The sequence below is a fragment of the Aliiroseovarius sp. S2029 genome (assembly GCF_023195575.1).
Taxonomy (GTDB): Bacteria; Pseudomonadota; Alphaproteobacteria; order Rhodobacterales; family Rhodobacteraceae; genus Aliiroseovarius; species Aliiroseovarius zhejiangensis.
Genome location: NZ_JALPQE010000004.1, coordinates 200230 through 215425, shown reverse-complemented (window position 1 = coordinate 215425; position 15196 = coordinate 200230). Strand labels below are relative to the sequence as shown.

Here is a 15196-nt window from a genome sequence, read left to right as displayed (position 1 = left end):
TATGAAAACGGCGCTGATCCAGTTTACGGCAGGTGAAGATCCTGCAACCAATCTGGAAACCGTGCGGCATATGGTGCGCGACGCTGCCAGGTCCGGCGCGGCGTTTGTTCTGACCCCCGAGGTCAGCAATATCCTGTCCAACAGCCGCCGCCACCAGCAAGCGGTTCTGCACCACGAATCGGACGACCCATTCCTTGCCGCAATGCAGGAAGACGCTGGCGCGTTGGGCATCTGGCTGCTTGTCGGATCGCTTGCGATCAAGACGGATGACGAAGACGGGCGGTTTGCCAACCGATCCTTTCTGATCTCGCCCGAGGGTCAGATCGTGGCGCGCTATGACAAGATCCACATGTTCGATGTCGAGATTGACGAGACCGAAACCTATCGCGAAAGCGCGGCTTATCGCCCCGGAACGCAGGCGGTGGTTGCCAACACACCGTTTGGGAAAATCGGCCTGACCATCTGTTATGACATGCGCTTTCCACACCTGTTTCGCAAGCTGGCCAAGGCGGGTGCCACGATCATCACAGCGCCCGCCGCCTTTTCCCCGGTAACGGGAAAGGCGCATTGGGAAAGCCTGCTGCGGGCCCGCGCGATCGAAAATGGTGTGTTCATCCTGGCCCCCGCGCAATGCGGACAAAACGGGCCGACGCGTGCGACGCACGGGCATTCGCTGGTCGTCTCGCCATGGGGCGAGGTTCTGGCCGATGGCGGTGACACACCCGGCATCACAATGGTTGATCTTGACCTTGCGGACGTGGGAAGGTCGCGCCGACGCGTGCCGTCGCTTGACCATGATCGCGAATTTGAAGGTCCCTGATGTCAGAAAGCTCGGTTGATACCCTTTCGGTTGCCCTGTTCAGTGAAATGTTCATGGCCGACCAGTTGGCGCGCAATCGCCTGTCGAAAGCGCTGCCCAAAGGGATGGAGCTGAGCCATTTTTCCGTGCTGAACCATCTGGCACGATTGAACGAGGAAAAAAGCCCTGCGCAACTGGCCAAGGCCTTTCACGTGACCCGTGGCGCCATGACCAACACGCTGAACAAGCTGGAATGGGCGGGGCATGTGCATATCCGCCCTGACTGGGACGATGCGCGGCGCAAGTTCGTCACGATCTCGCCCTCTGGCCGGTCCGCACGTGACGCGGCGCTTCAGGCGATCACACCGATCATCGGCAACATGGTCACGAAAATCGGCACCGACAAGGTACGGGGCGTCCTGCCGGTTCTGCGTGAAATGCGCCAGATTCTAAGCGACATGGAATGAGGTCGCTTGAGTTTGCAACCGACCTGATGGTGCAATCGGGTCAATGCTTGGTTACGTGCCACCCTGATCGCGTTGTGCAAATCACCCCTGAAGAGCCGAATTTCTGGTTCGGCAATCGTGTGATCTTCTGCGATCCGCCAACGGATGCAGACCGGCTGATCGCGCAGTTTCACGCGGACGTTCCCACGGCCAAACACCTTTGCATCGGCTGGGACATTCCCAATCTGGCGCGCGACGAGGTTGCCGCAGTGTTTGACGGGTCAGGACTTCGCGTTGAACAATCTGACACCTTGGCTTTACGCGGTGATCTGAACCGGGCGCAAACCCCTGACGGTCTGACGATACGGCCGATGGAATGCGCCGATGACTGGGTGCAGAGCGAGGCGATAGCAAAGGTCGATCTGATCAAGGATGGCGCACCCGAGCGTGGCATGGATGACTATCTGCGCCAGAAAACCAAAGCTCGGCAGGTTCAAATCGCCAAAGGTCTGGGCCAATGGTTCGGTGCGTTCGATGGTGATTGGCTGGTCGGCGATATGGGGATCTTTCACGATGACAAGCTGATCCGATATCAGTCTGTCCAGACGCATGAAGATCATCGGCGGCGCGGCATCTGTGCGGCACTTCTGTGTGTTTGTCTTGATTGGGCCAGATCACGCGCACCGAAGGCGCTGCCTGTCATTGTCGCACAGGCGGACAGCGACGCCGGGCGATTGTATCGCCGCGCGGGGTTTGAATTGGCTGAAACGACGATGAGCGTTTATCGACCGCCGCGTTAGCCCTTTGGCTTCACGCATGCCATGGCGTAATTCACCGACAGGTCGCGGTCCGAAATCGACCAGCTCCACCCCAGCGGATTGAACACCATGCCTTTGCGGTCGACCTCGGTCAGGCCCGCCTTGGTGATCAGGTCCGCCAGCTCGTCCGGCGTGATGAATTTCGACCATTCATGCGTGCCCTTGGGCAGCCAGCGCATGACATGCTCGGCCCCGACGATGGCAACCATGAAGCTTTTCGGATTGCGATTGATGGTCGAGGCGATCATCAAGCCGCCGGGTTTCAGCAGTTTGCGGCAGGCGGTCAGATAGGCCAGCGGGTCGGCCACATGCTCGACCACCTCCATGTTCAGAACCACATCGAATTGCTCGCCCGCATCGGCCAGCGCCTCGGCGGTGGTGTGGCGATAGTCGATGTCCAGCCCCATTTGTTCGGCGTGAACCTGCGCGACCGGGATGTTCCCCGCGGCCGCATCCGCGCCGACAACTTCGGCCCCCAAGCGGGCCATGGGCTCAGACAGCAACCCGCCACCGCAGCCGATATCCAGAAGCCGCAGACCCTTGAACGGTTCGACCTCGACCAGATCGCGCCCAAATTCGGCGGCGATTTGGTTCGTGATGTAATCCAGACGCACCGGGTTCATCATGTGCAATGGCTTGAACTTGCCGGTCGGATCCCACCATTCGGCCGCCATGGCTTCGAACTTGGCAACTTCGGCGGGGTCAACGGTGGTCTGTGTCTCAGCACTCATCAAAGGTGGCTTTCTTTCTGTTGGCGGGTGCGGCCCGGTCAAGATATAGATGACATATGGACAAGGCCGCAGGAAAAAACAACGCCACGCCTCGGCTTCACCCGCCGATCGACCCGTTTGATCGGCGGATGCTGGATGTGGGCGACGGACACCGGATTTATGTCGAACAAAGCGGTAATCCGCACGGCATTCCCGTTGTGGTGTTCCACGGTGGGCCGGGGGGTGGATCGTCGCCCGCGATGCGGCGGTTTTTCGACCCAGAGGATTATCGCATCATCCTGTTCGATCAGCGTGGCTGTGGGCGTTCACGCCCCCATGCCAGCATCGACGCGAACACCACATGGCATCTGGTTCAGGATATCGAACATATCCGATTAACGCTTGGCATTGATCGCTGGGTTGTGTTCGGCGGCTCTTGGGGCGCAACGCTGGCGTTAATCTATGCGCAATCGCATCCGTCCCATGTGGCCTGGCTGGTGCTGCGTGGCGTTTTCCTGGCGACGCGGGCCGAGCTGAACTGGTTCTATGGCGGCGGCGCTGGGCGGTTCTGGCCCGAGCTGTGGGAACGGTTCGAAAGCCTGATTCCCGAAGACGAGCGCGATGACATGATCGCCGCCTATAACCGACGATTGTTTTCGGGCAATCCGGGTGAAGAGGCACGCTATGCCAAGGCATGGACCGGGTGGGAAAACGCGCTGGCGTCGATCAACAACACCGGCACGATGATCGACAGCCCGGCGGATTACGCCCGTGCTTTTGCCCGGTTGGAAAACCACTATTTCACCCACGGCGCGTTTCTTGAGTTGGATGGACAGATCCTGCGGGACATGCCCAAGATTGCGCATATTCCCGGCACCATTGTGCAGGGCCGGCATGACATGATCTGCCCGCCCACCACGGCCTATCAACTGCATCAACGCTGGCCGTCCTCGGACCTGCGGATGATCCACATGGCAGGCCACGCGCTGTCCGAACGCGGCATCGCGGATGAACTGGTCCGCACGATGGAGAAGCTGGCCCGGCAAAGGGATACATTGGGGGTGTAGTAGACTCAGCTTGCATCCCGGCATGAACTGACCTATATCCCCTTTCAACAGCGGCGCTTCGGCCTCCACCCCCGAAGCTCCACCGGAAATTCCGACGGGCCCGCTGGCCCGTTTTTTTGTTTTGGAGATGCGTGTGAGCAACCTTGTTGCCAAAGCGGCCATTGACCGGCGTCTTGCCGAAATCGTCCAGCCCGTGATCGAGGGGATGGGGTTTGAACTTGTGCGCCTGCGCCTGATGGGCGGCAAGACCCCCACCTTGCAGATCATGGCCGAACGCCCCGATGGCGGGATCGAAGTTGACGAATGCGCCGACATTTCCACCGCCGTCAGCGCGGTGCTGGATGTCGAAGACCCGATCGAGGATAACTATACGCTGGAAGTCGGTTCACCCGGCATCGACCGCCCCCTGACCCGCCTGAAGGATTTTCAGGACTGGAACGGGTATGTCGCCAAGATCGAAACCTCTGAACTGATCGACGGGCGCAAACGCTTTAAGGGCGAATTGGCGGGTGTCGAAGGCAATGAAATTCTGATCGAGATCGAGAATCAGGGTGAAAAAGTCACCATTGGCCTCGATTTCGACTGGCTGTCAGAAGCCAAGCTGGTTCTGACAGACGACCTTATTCGCGACGTGCTGCGTCAGCGGAAGGATGATGGGCAGATTGACGAAGCCCAATTTGATGAAGTTCAAAAAATCACCGGTTCTGAGGAGGACTGAGACAATGGCAATTACTTCTGCAAACCAGTTGGAGCTGCTCCAGACCGCCGAAGCCGTCGCGCGTGAAAAGATGATCGACCCCGCGCTGGTGATTGAAGCGATGGAAGAAAGCCTGGCGCGCGCCGCCAAGTCGCGTTACGGCGCCGAGATGGACATTCGCGTGTCGATTGACCGTAAAACCGGTCGCGCCACCTTCACCCGCGTGCGCACCGTGGTCGAAGATGACGAGCTTGAGAACTATCAGGCCGAATTCACCGTCGAACAGGCCAAGCAATACATGGACGACCCCAAGGTTGGTGACACATTTGTCGAAGAAGTGCCGCCGGTTGAAATGGGCCGGATCGCCGCCCAATCCGCCAAGCAGGTGATTTTGCAAAAGGTCCGCGAAGCCGAGCGGGATCGTCAGTATGAAGAGTTCAAGGACCGAGCAGGCACCATCATCAACGGTCAGGTCAAACGCGAAGAATATGGCAATGTCATCGTCGATGTGGGCACGGGTGAAGCCATCCTGCGCCGCAATGAAAAGATCGGCCGCGAAGCCTATCGCCCGAATGATCGCATCCGCTGCTATATCAAGGACGTGCGCCGCGAAGCCCGTGGCCCGCAGATTTTTCTGAGCCGCACCGCGCCCGAGTTCATGGCCGAGCTGTTCAAGATGGAAGTGCCGGAAATCTATGACGGCATCATCGAAATCAAGGCCGTGGCCCGCGACCCCGGTTCGCGCGCGAAGATTGCCGTGATTTCCTATGACAACTCTATTGACCCGGTTGGCGCCTGTGTGGGTATGCGCGGTTCGCGCGTGCAGGCCGTGGTGAACGAGCTTCAAGGTGAAAAGATCGACATCATTCCGTGGAACGAAGATCAGCCGACCTTCCTTGTGAACGCGCTTCAACCTGCCGAAGTGTCCAAGGTGGTGCTGGACGAAGAAGCGGGCAAGATCGAAGTTGTTGTGCCGGACGAGCAACTGTCGTTGGCCATTGGTCGTCGCGGTCAGAACGTGCGTCTGGCCTCGCAACTGACAGGTCTGGATATCGACATCATGACCGAAGCCGAAGAGAGCGAACGTCGTCAGGCCGAGTTTGCCGAACGCACCAAGCTGTTCATGGAAACGCTGGACCTGGACGAGTTCTTTGCCCAGCTGCTCGTGTCCGAGGGATTTGCAAACCTGGAAGAGGTTGCTTATGTGGAACTTGATGAGCTGTTGGTGATCGACGGTGTCGATGCCGCAACTGCAGAAGAGCTTCAGGCCCGCGCCCGCGACTATATCGAGGCGCAGAACGCCAAGGCGCTGGAAAATGCCCGCGCGCTGGGCGTCGAAGACAGCCTGATTGCCTTCGAAGGTCTGACCCCGCAGATGGTCGAAGCCCTGGCCGAGGATGGTGTGAAGTCGCTGGAAGATTTCGCAACCTGCGCCGACTGGGAGCTGGCTGGCGGCTGGACCACGGTGGATGGTGAGCGGATCAAGGATGATGGCTCGCTTGAGAAATTCGGCGTGACGCTGGAGCAGGCGCAAGACCTTGTGATGACCGCCCGCATCCTTCTGGGATGGGTCGATCCGGCCGATCTGGTGGCAGAGGACGCCGAAGAAGACGGTGCTGCCGAGGAGGCCGAGGCCTGATCTCAGGCCTCGGGTCGGCGCATGACGCGCGGTGGGCAGAAAAAGCGGCCGGAGGAGCCGGAACGGCGCTGTATCGCGACCGGAGAAACCCAGCCCAAGGCCGGGATGATCCGTTTTGTCGTGGGACCGGACGGGTCGATTGTGCCGGACCTTCTGGGCAAGCTGCCCGGCCGCGGGATCTGGGTGTCCGCCGACCGGGCTGCATTAGAGAAAGCCGCCAAAAAGGGGCTGTTCTCGCGGGCGGCAAAACAGCAGGTGACCGTGCCGGGTGATCTGCTGCCGATGCTTGAAAAGGCCCTGGCGGATCGCGTGGTTCACCTGATCAGCCTTGCGCGCAAGGCGGGCGGTGCGGTCGCCGGGTTTGAGAAGGTGAAAGACTGGCTTGTTAAGGAACAGGCCGCCGTCTTGATCCAGGCGTCGGACGGGTCAGAGCGGGGCAAATCAAAGCTTCGCCCCCCGCCCGGCCGCGACCGGTTCTTTACCTGCCTGACGGCAGATGAGCTGGGAATGGCCTTTGGGCGTGAAAATGTGATACATGGCGCGCTTGCGTCTGGTGGTTTGGCGTCCCGTGTTGTAGAGGAAGCCAAGAAGCTAGAGGCGCTGCGCGAGCAAGAGAAAGACGGTGGCAAGGGTCACCGGAAAGGTACGAAGACCAGATGAGCGATAATGACGGTAAAAAGACCCTGGGACTGCGCGGCGGAGCACGCCCCGGTCAGGTGAAGCAAAGCTTCAGCCATGGGCGGACGAAGAATGTCGTGGTCGAAACGAAACGCAAACGCGTTGTCGTGCCCAAACCGGGTGCGTCGTCGGGTGGTGGCAAGACGTCGTCCGTGGCGGGTGACCCCAAGAAACGCCCCGCCGGCATTTCGGATGCCGAGCTGGAACGCCGCATGAAAGCCTTGCAGGCCGCCAAGGCCCGCGAGTCCGAGGAAGCCGAAGCCCGCGCCGCCGAAGAAAAGGCGCGCGAGGAAGAACGCCAGCGCCGCCGCGAGGAAGCCGAAGCGAAAGAGCGCGAAGAGCGTGAACGCGAGGAGGCCCTGAAAGCCAAGGCCGAGGAAGAAGAACGCAAGAAGCGTGAAGCGGAAGAAGCCAAGACTGTCGCCAAACAGCCGACACCCGCTGTCGACCCCGCCGCTGCACAAGCTGCCGAACAACGCGGTCCCGGCAAAGCGCCGTCAGGTCCGCGCAAGAAGGAAGATCGTCAAGCTCGCCCCACCAAAGGTGCGGGCCGTGACGATGGCCGCCGCTCGGGCAAGCTGACGCTGAACCAGGCGCTGCGTGGTGGCGGAGATCGCCAACGTTCGGTCGCCTCGATGCGTCGCAAGCAGGAACGCGCACGTCAAAAGGCGATGGGCGAGAATGTCGAGCGTGAAAAGATCATTCGCGACGTGCAGCTGCCCGAAGCCATTGTGGTGTCCGAACTGGCCGTCCGCATGGCTGAGCGTGTTGCAGATGTGGTCAAGGCGCTGATGAACATGGGCATGATGGTGACTCAGAACCAGACCATTGACGCCGACACCGCCGAGCTGATCATCGAAGAGTTTGGCCACAAGGTCGTGCGCGTATCCGATGCAGATGTTGAAGACGTGATCGACCAGGTCGAGGACAAGGAAGAAGACCTTGTCGCCCGCCCGCCCGTGATCACCATCATGGGCCACGTTGACCACGGCAAGACCTCGCTTCTGGATGCGATCCGCAACGCGAAGGTGACTGCTGGCGAAGCTGGCGGCATCACCCAGCATATCGGCGCCTATCAGGTGAAAACCGATAGTGGTGCGGTGTTGTCATTCCTGGATACACCCGGCCACGCGGCGTTCACGTCGATGCGGGCCCGTGGCGCACAGGTGACGGATATCGTGGTTCTGGTTGTGGCGGCGGATGATGCCGTCATGCCGCAGACTATCGAAGCCATCAATCACGCCAAGGCTGCCGAAGTGCCGATGATCGTCGCGATCAACAAGTGCGACAAGCCTGCCGCGAACCCCGATCAGGTGCGGACCGAACTTCTTCAGCACGAAGTGATCGTCGAGAAGATGTCGGGCGACGTGCAGGACGTCGAGGTTTCGGCCGTCACCGGTCAGGGTCTTGATGAACTGCTGGAAGCCATCGCGCTTCAGGCTGAGATTCTTGAACTGAAAGCCAACCCCAACCGTGCCGCGTCCGGTGCGGTGATCGAAGCGCAGCTTGACGTGGGCCGTGGCCCCGTTGCAACCGTTCTGGTTCAGAACGGCACCCTGAAACAAGGCGACATCTTCGTGGTGGGCGAGCAATACGGCAAGGTCCGCGCTTTGGTGAACGACAAGGGCGACCGCGTGAAGGAAGCCGGTCCCTCGGTTCCGGTCGAGGTGCTGGGCCTGAACGGCACGCCTGAGGCCGGCGACGTCCTGAACGTGGTCGAAACCGAAGCCCAGGCGCGTGAAATCGCCGCGTATCGCGAGCAAGCCGCGAAAGACAAGCGCGCTGCCGCAGGGGCCGCCACAACGCTTGAACAGATGATGGCCAAGGCCAAGGCCGACGAAGACGTCGCCGAGCTGCCCATCCTGGTCAAAGCCGATGTGCAAGGGTCTGCCGAAGCGATCGTGCAGGCGATGGAGAAGATCGGCAATGATGAGGTGCGCGTGCGCGTGCTGCACTATGGTGTGGGTGCGATCACCGAATCCGATATCGGTCTGGCCGAAGCATCAAATGCCCCGGTGATCGGCTTCAACGTCCGTGCCAATGCGCAGGCGCGCAGCAGCGCCAGCCAAAAAGGGGTCGAGATCCGGTATTACTCGATCATCTACGACCTTGTGGATGATGTGAAAGCCGCGGCCTCGGGTCTGCTGTCTGCCGAAGTGCGCGAGAATTTCATCGGCTACGCCGAAATCCGCGAAGTCTTCAAGGTGTCGGGTGTTGGCAGGGTTGCCGGCTGTCTGGTCACCGAAGGTGTCGCCCGCCGGTCGGCAGGTGTGCGCCTGCTGCGTGACAACGTGGTGATCCATGAAGGCACGCTGAAGACGCTGAAACGCTTCAAGGACGAAGTGAAAGAGGTGCAGTCCGGTCAGGAATGCGGCATGGCGTTCGAGAATTACGAAGACATCCGCCCCGGCGATGTGATCGAGATATTCGAACGTGAAGAGGTCGAACGCACCCTGGACTAATCCGGGAACGAGCGTTGCAAATGAAAAGGGGACGGTGCGACCGTCCCCTTTTTCTTACTGAATACGCAACGTGTTTCGGCTTAGGCCGCCTTGCAATTGTCGACTGGACGGCCTGCAAACAGGCGATCGTCCACACGAACCACGATGCGTCCATCCGGAAGATCCCGCACAAACTGGCCTTGAACCATCACACAACTTCCAAGCACAATCGTCCGCAGCATCTGAATTCTCCCAATTCACAGCATCGAATCGGCGCAACCATAGCAGGTATTTCGAGTTGCGACATATTTTTGCCGCAAACTGCGCGGATTACAGCCAGTCCCGCAGAATTGGGATCAGCGGCAGATCGGCCGGTGGCATTGGATAGTCACGCAACTTGTCCACCCGCGCCCAGCTAAGCGTTTGACCTTCTTGCGGTTTTGGCTGGCCTTCCCATTTTCGACAGGCAAAGACCGGCATCAGAAGGTGAAAGTCCTCGTAACTGTGGCTGGCAAAGGTTAACGGCGCCAGACAGGACGCCCAGGTGTCAATGCCCAGCTCTTCCTTCAATTCGCGGATCAGGGCGTGTTCCGGGGTTTCGCCGGGTTCGACTTTGCCGCCGGGAAATTCCCACAAGCCGGCCATCGACTTGCCCTCGGGTCGCTGGGCCAGCAACACGCGGCCGTCGCGGTCTATCAGCGCCACCGCCGAGACAAGAACAACTTTCATGTGATGCCCTCTGCCGCGATTACGACCGATAATCGGCGTTGATCTGTATGTAGCCATGCGTCAAATCGCAGGTCCAGACCGACGAAGCGCCACTGCCCACATCCAGATCGACGGAAATGATTAACTCATCCTGCTTCATGTAGCGTGCGCCGTCTTCTTCGCGATACTCCGGCGACACCCAGCCCTTCTCGGCAACCAGAACCTCGCCAAAGCGGATCGACAGCTTGTCCCGTTCGGCATAGGCGCCGGATTTTCCGATGGCCATGACAACACGGCCCCAGTTCGGATCTTCGCCCGCAATCGCGGTTTTCACCAGCGGTGAATTGGCGATGGCCAGCGCATGGGTGCGGGCGTCAGCATCGGATTTTGCACCGGTCACGCGGACCTCGACAAACTTGGTGGCGCCTTCGCCGTCGCGCACCACCTGATGCGCCAGGTCCAGCATCACGCCATGCAGGGCGTCGCGGAAGGCTTGGTGGTCTGGTTTGACCTCGACTCCCGATGCGGCGGTTGCCGCCAGCAGCAACGTGTCCGAGGTCGAGGTATCGCTGTCCACGGTGATGCTGTTGAAACTGCTTTCGGTCAGGTCCGACAACATGGATTGCAGATCATCCTGCGCGACCTGCGCATCGGTGAAAAGGAAAACCAGCATCGTCGCCATGTCGGGCGCGATCATGCCCGACCCTTTGGCGATCCCGGCGATCTGCACGGTGCGATCCCCGATGCTGACTTCGGCTTTGGCACCCTTGGCGAAGGTGTCCGTGGTGCGAATGGCCTGGGCGGCCCGTTCCAACCCGTCCGGGGCCAGTGCGCCCTTCAGCTCACCCATCCTGGATAAGATGCGATCATGCGGCAACGGCACACCGATCACCCCTGTTGAGGCGGTATAGACCCTGTTTTTGGGCACAGACAGTGCCTTGGCAACCTCGTTGGTGATGGCCTCGACCGATCCGTCACCGGCGGCGCCCGTAAATGCGTTCGAGTTTCCGGCATTCACCAGAATCGCTGCCCCTTCGGTTGGGTCTGACCCGAGCTTGGCCTGACAATCCAGAACCGGGGCCGACCGCGTTGCAGATCGGGTAAACACGCCGGCAATCGCCGTGCCCGGTTGCAATTCGGCCAGCATGACATCCAGCCGATCTGCGTATTTCACCCCGGCCTTGACCGCCGAAAACCGCGCCCCCGCGATCACCGGCAGGTCGGGAAAGGATTTCGGCGCCAAAGGTGCTACGGCATGGGTGTGCGTCTGCGCCGCGGTCAGGCGGGCTTTCAGCTTCCTGATCTTTTTCTTTAGCTTCTTGATCTTGGCCGTCTTTCCCATGCCGTCACCTTTCTGGCTTATTGGTCCAACAGCGTCATATCACGCAATGCAGCCGGGTCGATGCTTTCCAGTTCGATACGGTCGATTTTTGCGGCATCCAGCAACGCCTTCAGGGCGGCTTCGACCGCGTCGTTTTCGACCTTGATTGTCAGCTCGCTGCGCACCTCGTCCAGCGTCGGGGCACCTTTCATCCGCGTTTCGTTCAGCTTGATCACGTGCCATCCGAATTGCGTCTGTACCGGAGCCGAGACAGAACCCGGCTCCATCCCCATCACCGCATCTTCAAACGGTTTCACCATCATACCGGCACTAAACCATCCCAATTCGCCGCCACCGGGGCCCGAGGGGCCGGTTGAATGCTCTTTTGCCAGCTCAGCGAAATCTGCGCCACCATCCAGCTCTTCGATCAGCTCTTTCGCCTTGTCTTCGGTTTCCACCAGAATATGCGCGGCGCTGAACTCCTGCGTCGGTTCGGCATCGGCATATTCGGCATCATAGGCTGCCTGCAGCGCCTCATCGGTGACGGCGCCTGCGATCACCTCTTCCACCTTGTCATTGGCGGCAAGTTCGCGCCGCTGGTTTTCCAGGCGGATTTCTGCGCGGTGGCTCAGTTCGCCCATGGCCTGGCCCAGAACGGCCTGCTGGATCAGTTGCTCGACGATACCAGGCAGCAGAACGTCGTCTGGCAGTTGCTGGAATTGTTCAGGCAGGCTGACCCGTGCAGCCACCAAATGCGCCATTGTGATGTCTTCGCCGTTGACCGTCGCCACGACCGTGTCGCCGGTTACGTCAATCATTTCGACCTTCTGGTCTTCCGTTTGCGTATTGGCCGTTTCGGTGTCCTGCGCGGCCAGCGGTGCGGTCAGGCCCAGCGACAGCGCCGTGGTCAGAAGAAGAACGTTGCGTTTCAACATGATTTTGTCCTCAAAACAGGCCGGATTCCCCGGCAACATTGACAGTTTTCCACCCGACGCTTACATCGCTTGAAGGCTTGAGAGCGCTGGTTCTTGGGCCCCTAGATAGGGGGCCGGACAGGGACGGGCAAGTTCCCTCTGGTCACACCAGCGTCAGAACCGCATTGAGGCAAAAAATATGCTTGGAAAAATCGCGCGTAAGGTCTTTGGCACCCCCAACGACCGAATGATCAAAGCGACCCGCCCGATCGTCGAACAAATCAACGCGCTTGAGGATGAGTATGCCGCCCTGACGGATGACGGAATCATCGCCAAGACGGAAGAGTTCAAAAAACGCATCGCGGGCGGGGAAAAGCTGGATGCGATCCTGCCCGAAGCCTTCGCCAACTGTCGCGAGGCGGCGAAACGTGCGCTGGGTCTGCGCGCGTTCGACACGCAGTTGATCGGCGGCATCTTCCTGCACCGTGGTAATATTGCCGAGATGAAGACCGGTGAGGGCAAGACCCTTGTTGCCACCTTCCCCGCCTATCTGAACGCGCTGTCGGGCGACGGTGTGCATATCGTGACGGTGAACGACTATCTTGCCAAACGTGACGCGGAATGGATGGGCAAGGTCTATGGCGCGCTGGGGCTGACCACGGGCGTCGTTTATCCCCATCAGCCGGATGACGAGAAACGCGCGGCTTATGCCTGTGACGTGACCTATGCGACGAACAATGAACTTGGCTTCGATTATCTGCGCGACAACATGAAATCCGAGCTGAAGGATATGTATCAGCGCGGGCACAATTTCGCGATTGTGGACGAGGTCGATTCGATCCTGATCGACGAAGCGCGGACACCCCTGATCATTTCCGGCCCGTCCGAGGACCGGTCCGAGCTTTATGTGACCATCGACAAGCTAATCCCCGAGCTGACGGAAGAGCATTACGAGATCGACGAGAAGAACCGTGGCGCCACCTTCACCGAAGAGGGCAACGAGTTTCTTGAAGAGCTGCTTCACTCCCATGGCCTGCTGCCGGAAGGGCAGTCGCTTTATGACCCCGAAAGCACCACCATCGTGCACCACGTGAACCAGGGCCTGCGGGCGCACAAGCTGTTCACCCGCGATAAAGATTATATCGTCCGTGACGGCGAAGTTGTGCTGATTGACGAGTTTACCGGGCGCATGATGGCCGGGCGACGTCTGTCCGAAGGTCTGCACCAGGCGATCGAGGCCAAAGAGGGCTGCAAGACGCAGCCGGAAAACGTCACGCTGGCGTCGGTCACCTTCCAGAACTACTTCCGACTTTACAACAAGCTCTCTGGCATGACTGGCACGGCCCTGACAGAAGCCGACGAGTTCGACGAGATCTACAAGCTGGGCGTGGTCGAAATTCCGACCAACCGTCCCATTGCGCGGGTCGATGAACACGACGCCGTCTATCGAACCACCGCCGAGAAATATAATGCCGTGGTCGAGGAAATTCGCGAGGCCAACAAGAAAGGTCAGCCGATCCTTGTCGGCACCACGTCGATCGAGAAATCGGAAGAGTTGTCGAAGATGCTGAAGCAGGCCGGCATCAAGCATGATGTTCTGAACGCGCGCCAGCACGAACGCGAAGCACAGATCGTCGCCGATGCGGGCAAACTGGGCGCCGTGACCATCGCCACCAACATGGCCGGGCGCGGCACCGACATCAAGCTGGGCGGCAATGTCGAATTTCAGGTGATGGAGGCGATTGCCGCCGATCCCGACGGCAACCCCGACGAAATCCGCGCCAAGATCGAAGCCGCCCACGAGGCGGACGAGAAGGCGGTCAAGGATGCGGGCGGGCTGTTCGTTCTGGCCACCGAGCGACATGAAAGCCGCCGGATCGACAACCAGTTGCGCGGCCGTTCGGGTCGTCAGGGTGACCCCGGTCGGTCGGCCTTCTTCCTGTCGCTGGAAGATGACCTGATGCGGATTTTCGGCTCTGAGCGGTTGGAAAAAGTGCTGTCCACGCTTGGCATGAAGGAAGGCGAAGCGATCATCCACCCATGGGTCAACAAATCGCTGGAGCGTGCGCAGGCCAAGGTCGAAGGCCGTAACTTCGACATCCGCAAGCAGCTTCTGAAGTTTGACGACGTGATGAATGACCAGCGGAAAGCCATCTTTGGTCAGCGTCTGGAAATCATGGAAGCCGACGATCTGTCGGAAATTGTCGGTGATATGCGCCATCAGGTGATTGACGATCTGGTTGACGAACATATGCCTCCGAAATCCTATGCAGATCAATGGGATACCCGCGGTTTGCAGGCTGCGATTATCGAAACGCTGGGCTTCGAGGCGCCGGTGATCGACTGGGCCGCCGAAGAAGGTGTGGATGACGACAGCATTCGTGAGCGGCTTTACGATGCCTCGGACGCTTTCATGGCGAAGAAGGCAGCGGAGTTCGGGCCCGAGACTATGCGTTCGATCGAAAAGCAACTTGTGCTGCAAACCATCGACAGCAAGTGGCGCGATCACCTTTTGACGCTGGACCACCTGCGGTCGGTTGTCGGGTTCCGGGGCTATGCCCAGCGTGACCCGCTGAACGAATACAAGAACGAGGCGTTCCAGCTGTTTGAAAGCATGTTGGACAGCCTGCGTTCGGACGTGACCAAGAAACTGGCCCAGATCCGCCCGATGTCGGACGAGGAACAGCAGGCAATGATGCAGCAGATGATCCAGCAGCAGCAGGCTTTGGCGCAGGCGGCAGACAATGCACAGGACGCCAAGGACGGGTTTGATGAAACCAATCCGGCCAGCTGGGGCAACCCGTCGCGCAACGATCCCTGCCCCTGTGGGTCGGGCAAGAAGTTCAAGCATTGTCACGGGCGGCTGGCCTGATCCGGTGTGCCCGGAACATCTGTGGTTGAAATCCGGCGCGTCAATCCGGATGATTGCGCACAGGGATTGCACGGGTTGGGGAAAGC

The 15196-nt window shown here is 59.7% G+C and carries 13 protein-coding genes; 9 read left to right on the top strand and 4 right to left on the bottom strand.

The features are described from left to right. Window position 1 precedes the first annotated feature (1 nt). From MUY21_RS10100 to MUY21_RS10090, 3 genes are read left to right on the top strand one after another with little or no spacing between them, the layout of a single operon-like run. A complete protein-coding gene (locus MUY21_RS10100; protein ID WP_248410271.1) occupies window positions 2-820 on the top strand; it encodes a carbon-nitrogen hydrolase family protein in 819 nt (272 codons plus the stop codon). After that, window positions 820-1266, top strand: a complete 447-nt coding sequence (locus MUY21_RS10095) for a MarR family transcriptional regulator (protein ID WP_248410270.1) — start codon at window positions 820-822, stop codon at window positions 1264-1266. Before MUY21_RS10100 ends, MUY21_RS10095 begins: the two co-directional genes overlap by 1 nt. After that, window positions 1263-2045, top strand: a complete 783-nt coding sequence (locus tag MUY21_RS10090) for a GNAT family N-acetyltransferase (RefSeq protein ID WP_248410269.1) — start codon at window positions 1263-1265, stop codon at window positions 2043-2045. The genes MUY21_RS10095 and MUY21_RS10090 overlap by 4 nt, the downstream gene beginning before the upstream one ends. Here the strand turns inward: MUY21_RS10090 and ubiG are convergent. Next, entirely contained in the window at window positions 2042-2794 is a 753-nt protein-coding gene (gene ubiG, locus MUY21_RS10085; protein ID WP_248410268.1) for a bifunctional 2-polyprenyl-6-hydroxyphenol methylase/3-demethylubiquinol 3-O-methyltransferase UbiG, read from the bottom strand. The two genes, MUY21_RS10090 and ubiG, sit on opposite strands and share 4 nt — an antisense overlap. A gap of 56 nt (window positions 2795-2850) precedes the next feature. Between ubiG and pip the strand changes: the two genes are divergently transcribed. The 5 genes from pip to infB all read left to right on the top strand — a co-directional run bounded on the left by pip (window position 2851) and on the right by infB (window position 9316). Next, window positions 2851-3840: a prolyl aminopeptidase gene (gene pip, locus MUY21_RS10080; RefSeq protein ID WP_248410267.1), complete on the top strand. Its 990-nt coding sequence runs from the start codon at window positions 2851-2853 to the stop codon at window positions 3838-3840. Window positions 3841-3973: 133 nt separating this feature from the next. Beyond that, a complete protein-coding gene (gene rimP / locus MUY21_RS10075) occupies window positions 3974-4558 on the top strand; it encodes a ribosome maturation factor RimP (RefSeq protein WP_248410266.1) in 585 nt (194 codons plus the stop codon). A 4-nt stretch (window positions 4559-4562) separates the two neighbouring features. After that, window positions 4563-6176, top strand: coding sequence for a transcription termination factor NusA (nusA, locus tag MUY21_RS10070; protein ID WP_248410265.1), 1614 nt, complete (start codon window positions 4563-4565; stop codon window positions 6174-6176). A gap of 21 nt (window positions 6177-6197) precedes the next feature. Beyond that, complete coding sequence (locus MUY21_RS10065) at window positions 6198-6836, top strand: RNA-binding protein (protein WP_248410264.1); 639 nt, start codon at window positions 6198-6200, stop codon at window positions 6834-6836. Continuing rightward, window positions 6833-9316 (top strand): translation initiation factor IF-2, encoded by a 2484-nt coding sequence (gene infB, locus MUY21_RS10060; protein WP_248410263.1) that lies wholly within the window; start codon window positions 6833-6835, stop codon window positions 9314-9316. Before MUY21_RS10065 ends, infB begins: the two co-directional genes overlap by 4 nt. A 309-nt stretch (window positions 9317-9625) precedes the next feature. On the opposite strand, the gene mutT is transcribed toward infB, so the two are convergent. The 3 genes from mutT to MUY21_RS10045 are packed head-to-tail and all read right to left on the bottom strand — an operon-like array spanning window position 9626 to window position 12259. Then, entirely contained in the window at window positions 9626-10024 is a 399-nt protein-coding gene (mutT, locus tag MUY21_RS10055) for an 8-oxo-dGTP diphosphatase MutT (protein ID WP_191286863.1), read from the bottom strand. A 19-nt stretch (window positions 10025-10043) separates the two neighbouring features. Then, window positions 10044-11345, bottom strand: a complete 1302-nt coding sequence (argJ, locus tag MUY21_RS10050) for a bifunctional glutamate N-acetyltransferase/amino-acid acetyltransferase ArgJ (RefSeq protein WP_248410262.1) — start codon at window positions 11343-11345, stop codon at window positions 10044-10046. A 17-nt stretch (window positions 11346-11362) separates the two neighbouring features. Further along, window positions 11363-12259: a peptidylprolyl isomerase gene (locus MUY21_RS10045; protein WP_248410261.1), complete on the bottom strand. Its 897-nt coding sequence runs from the start codon at window positions 12257-12259 to the stop codon at window positions 11363-11365. 178 nt (window positions 12260-12437) lie between these two features. Between MUY21_RS10045 and secA the strand changes: the two genes are divergently transcribed. After that, window positions 12438-15110: a preprotein translocase subunit SecA gene (secA, locus tag MUY21_RS10040; protein WP_248410260.1), complete on the top strand. Its 2673-nt coding sequence runs from the start codon at window positions 12438-12440 to the stop codon at window positions 15108-15110. Window positions 15111-15196: the final 86 nt, after the last annotated feature.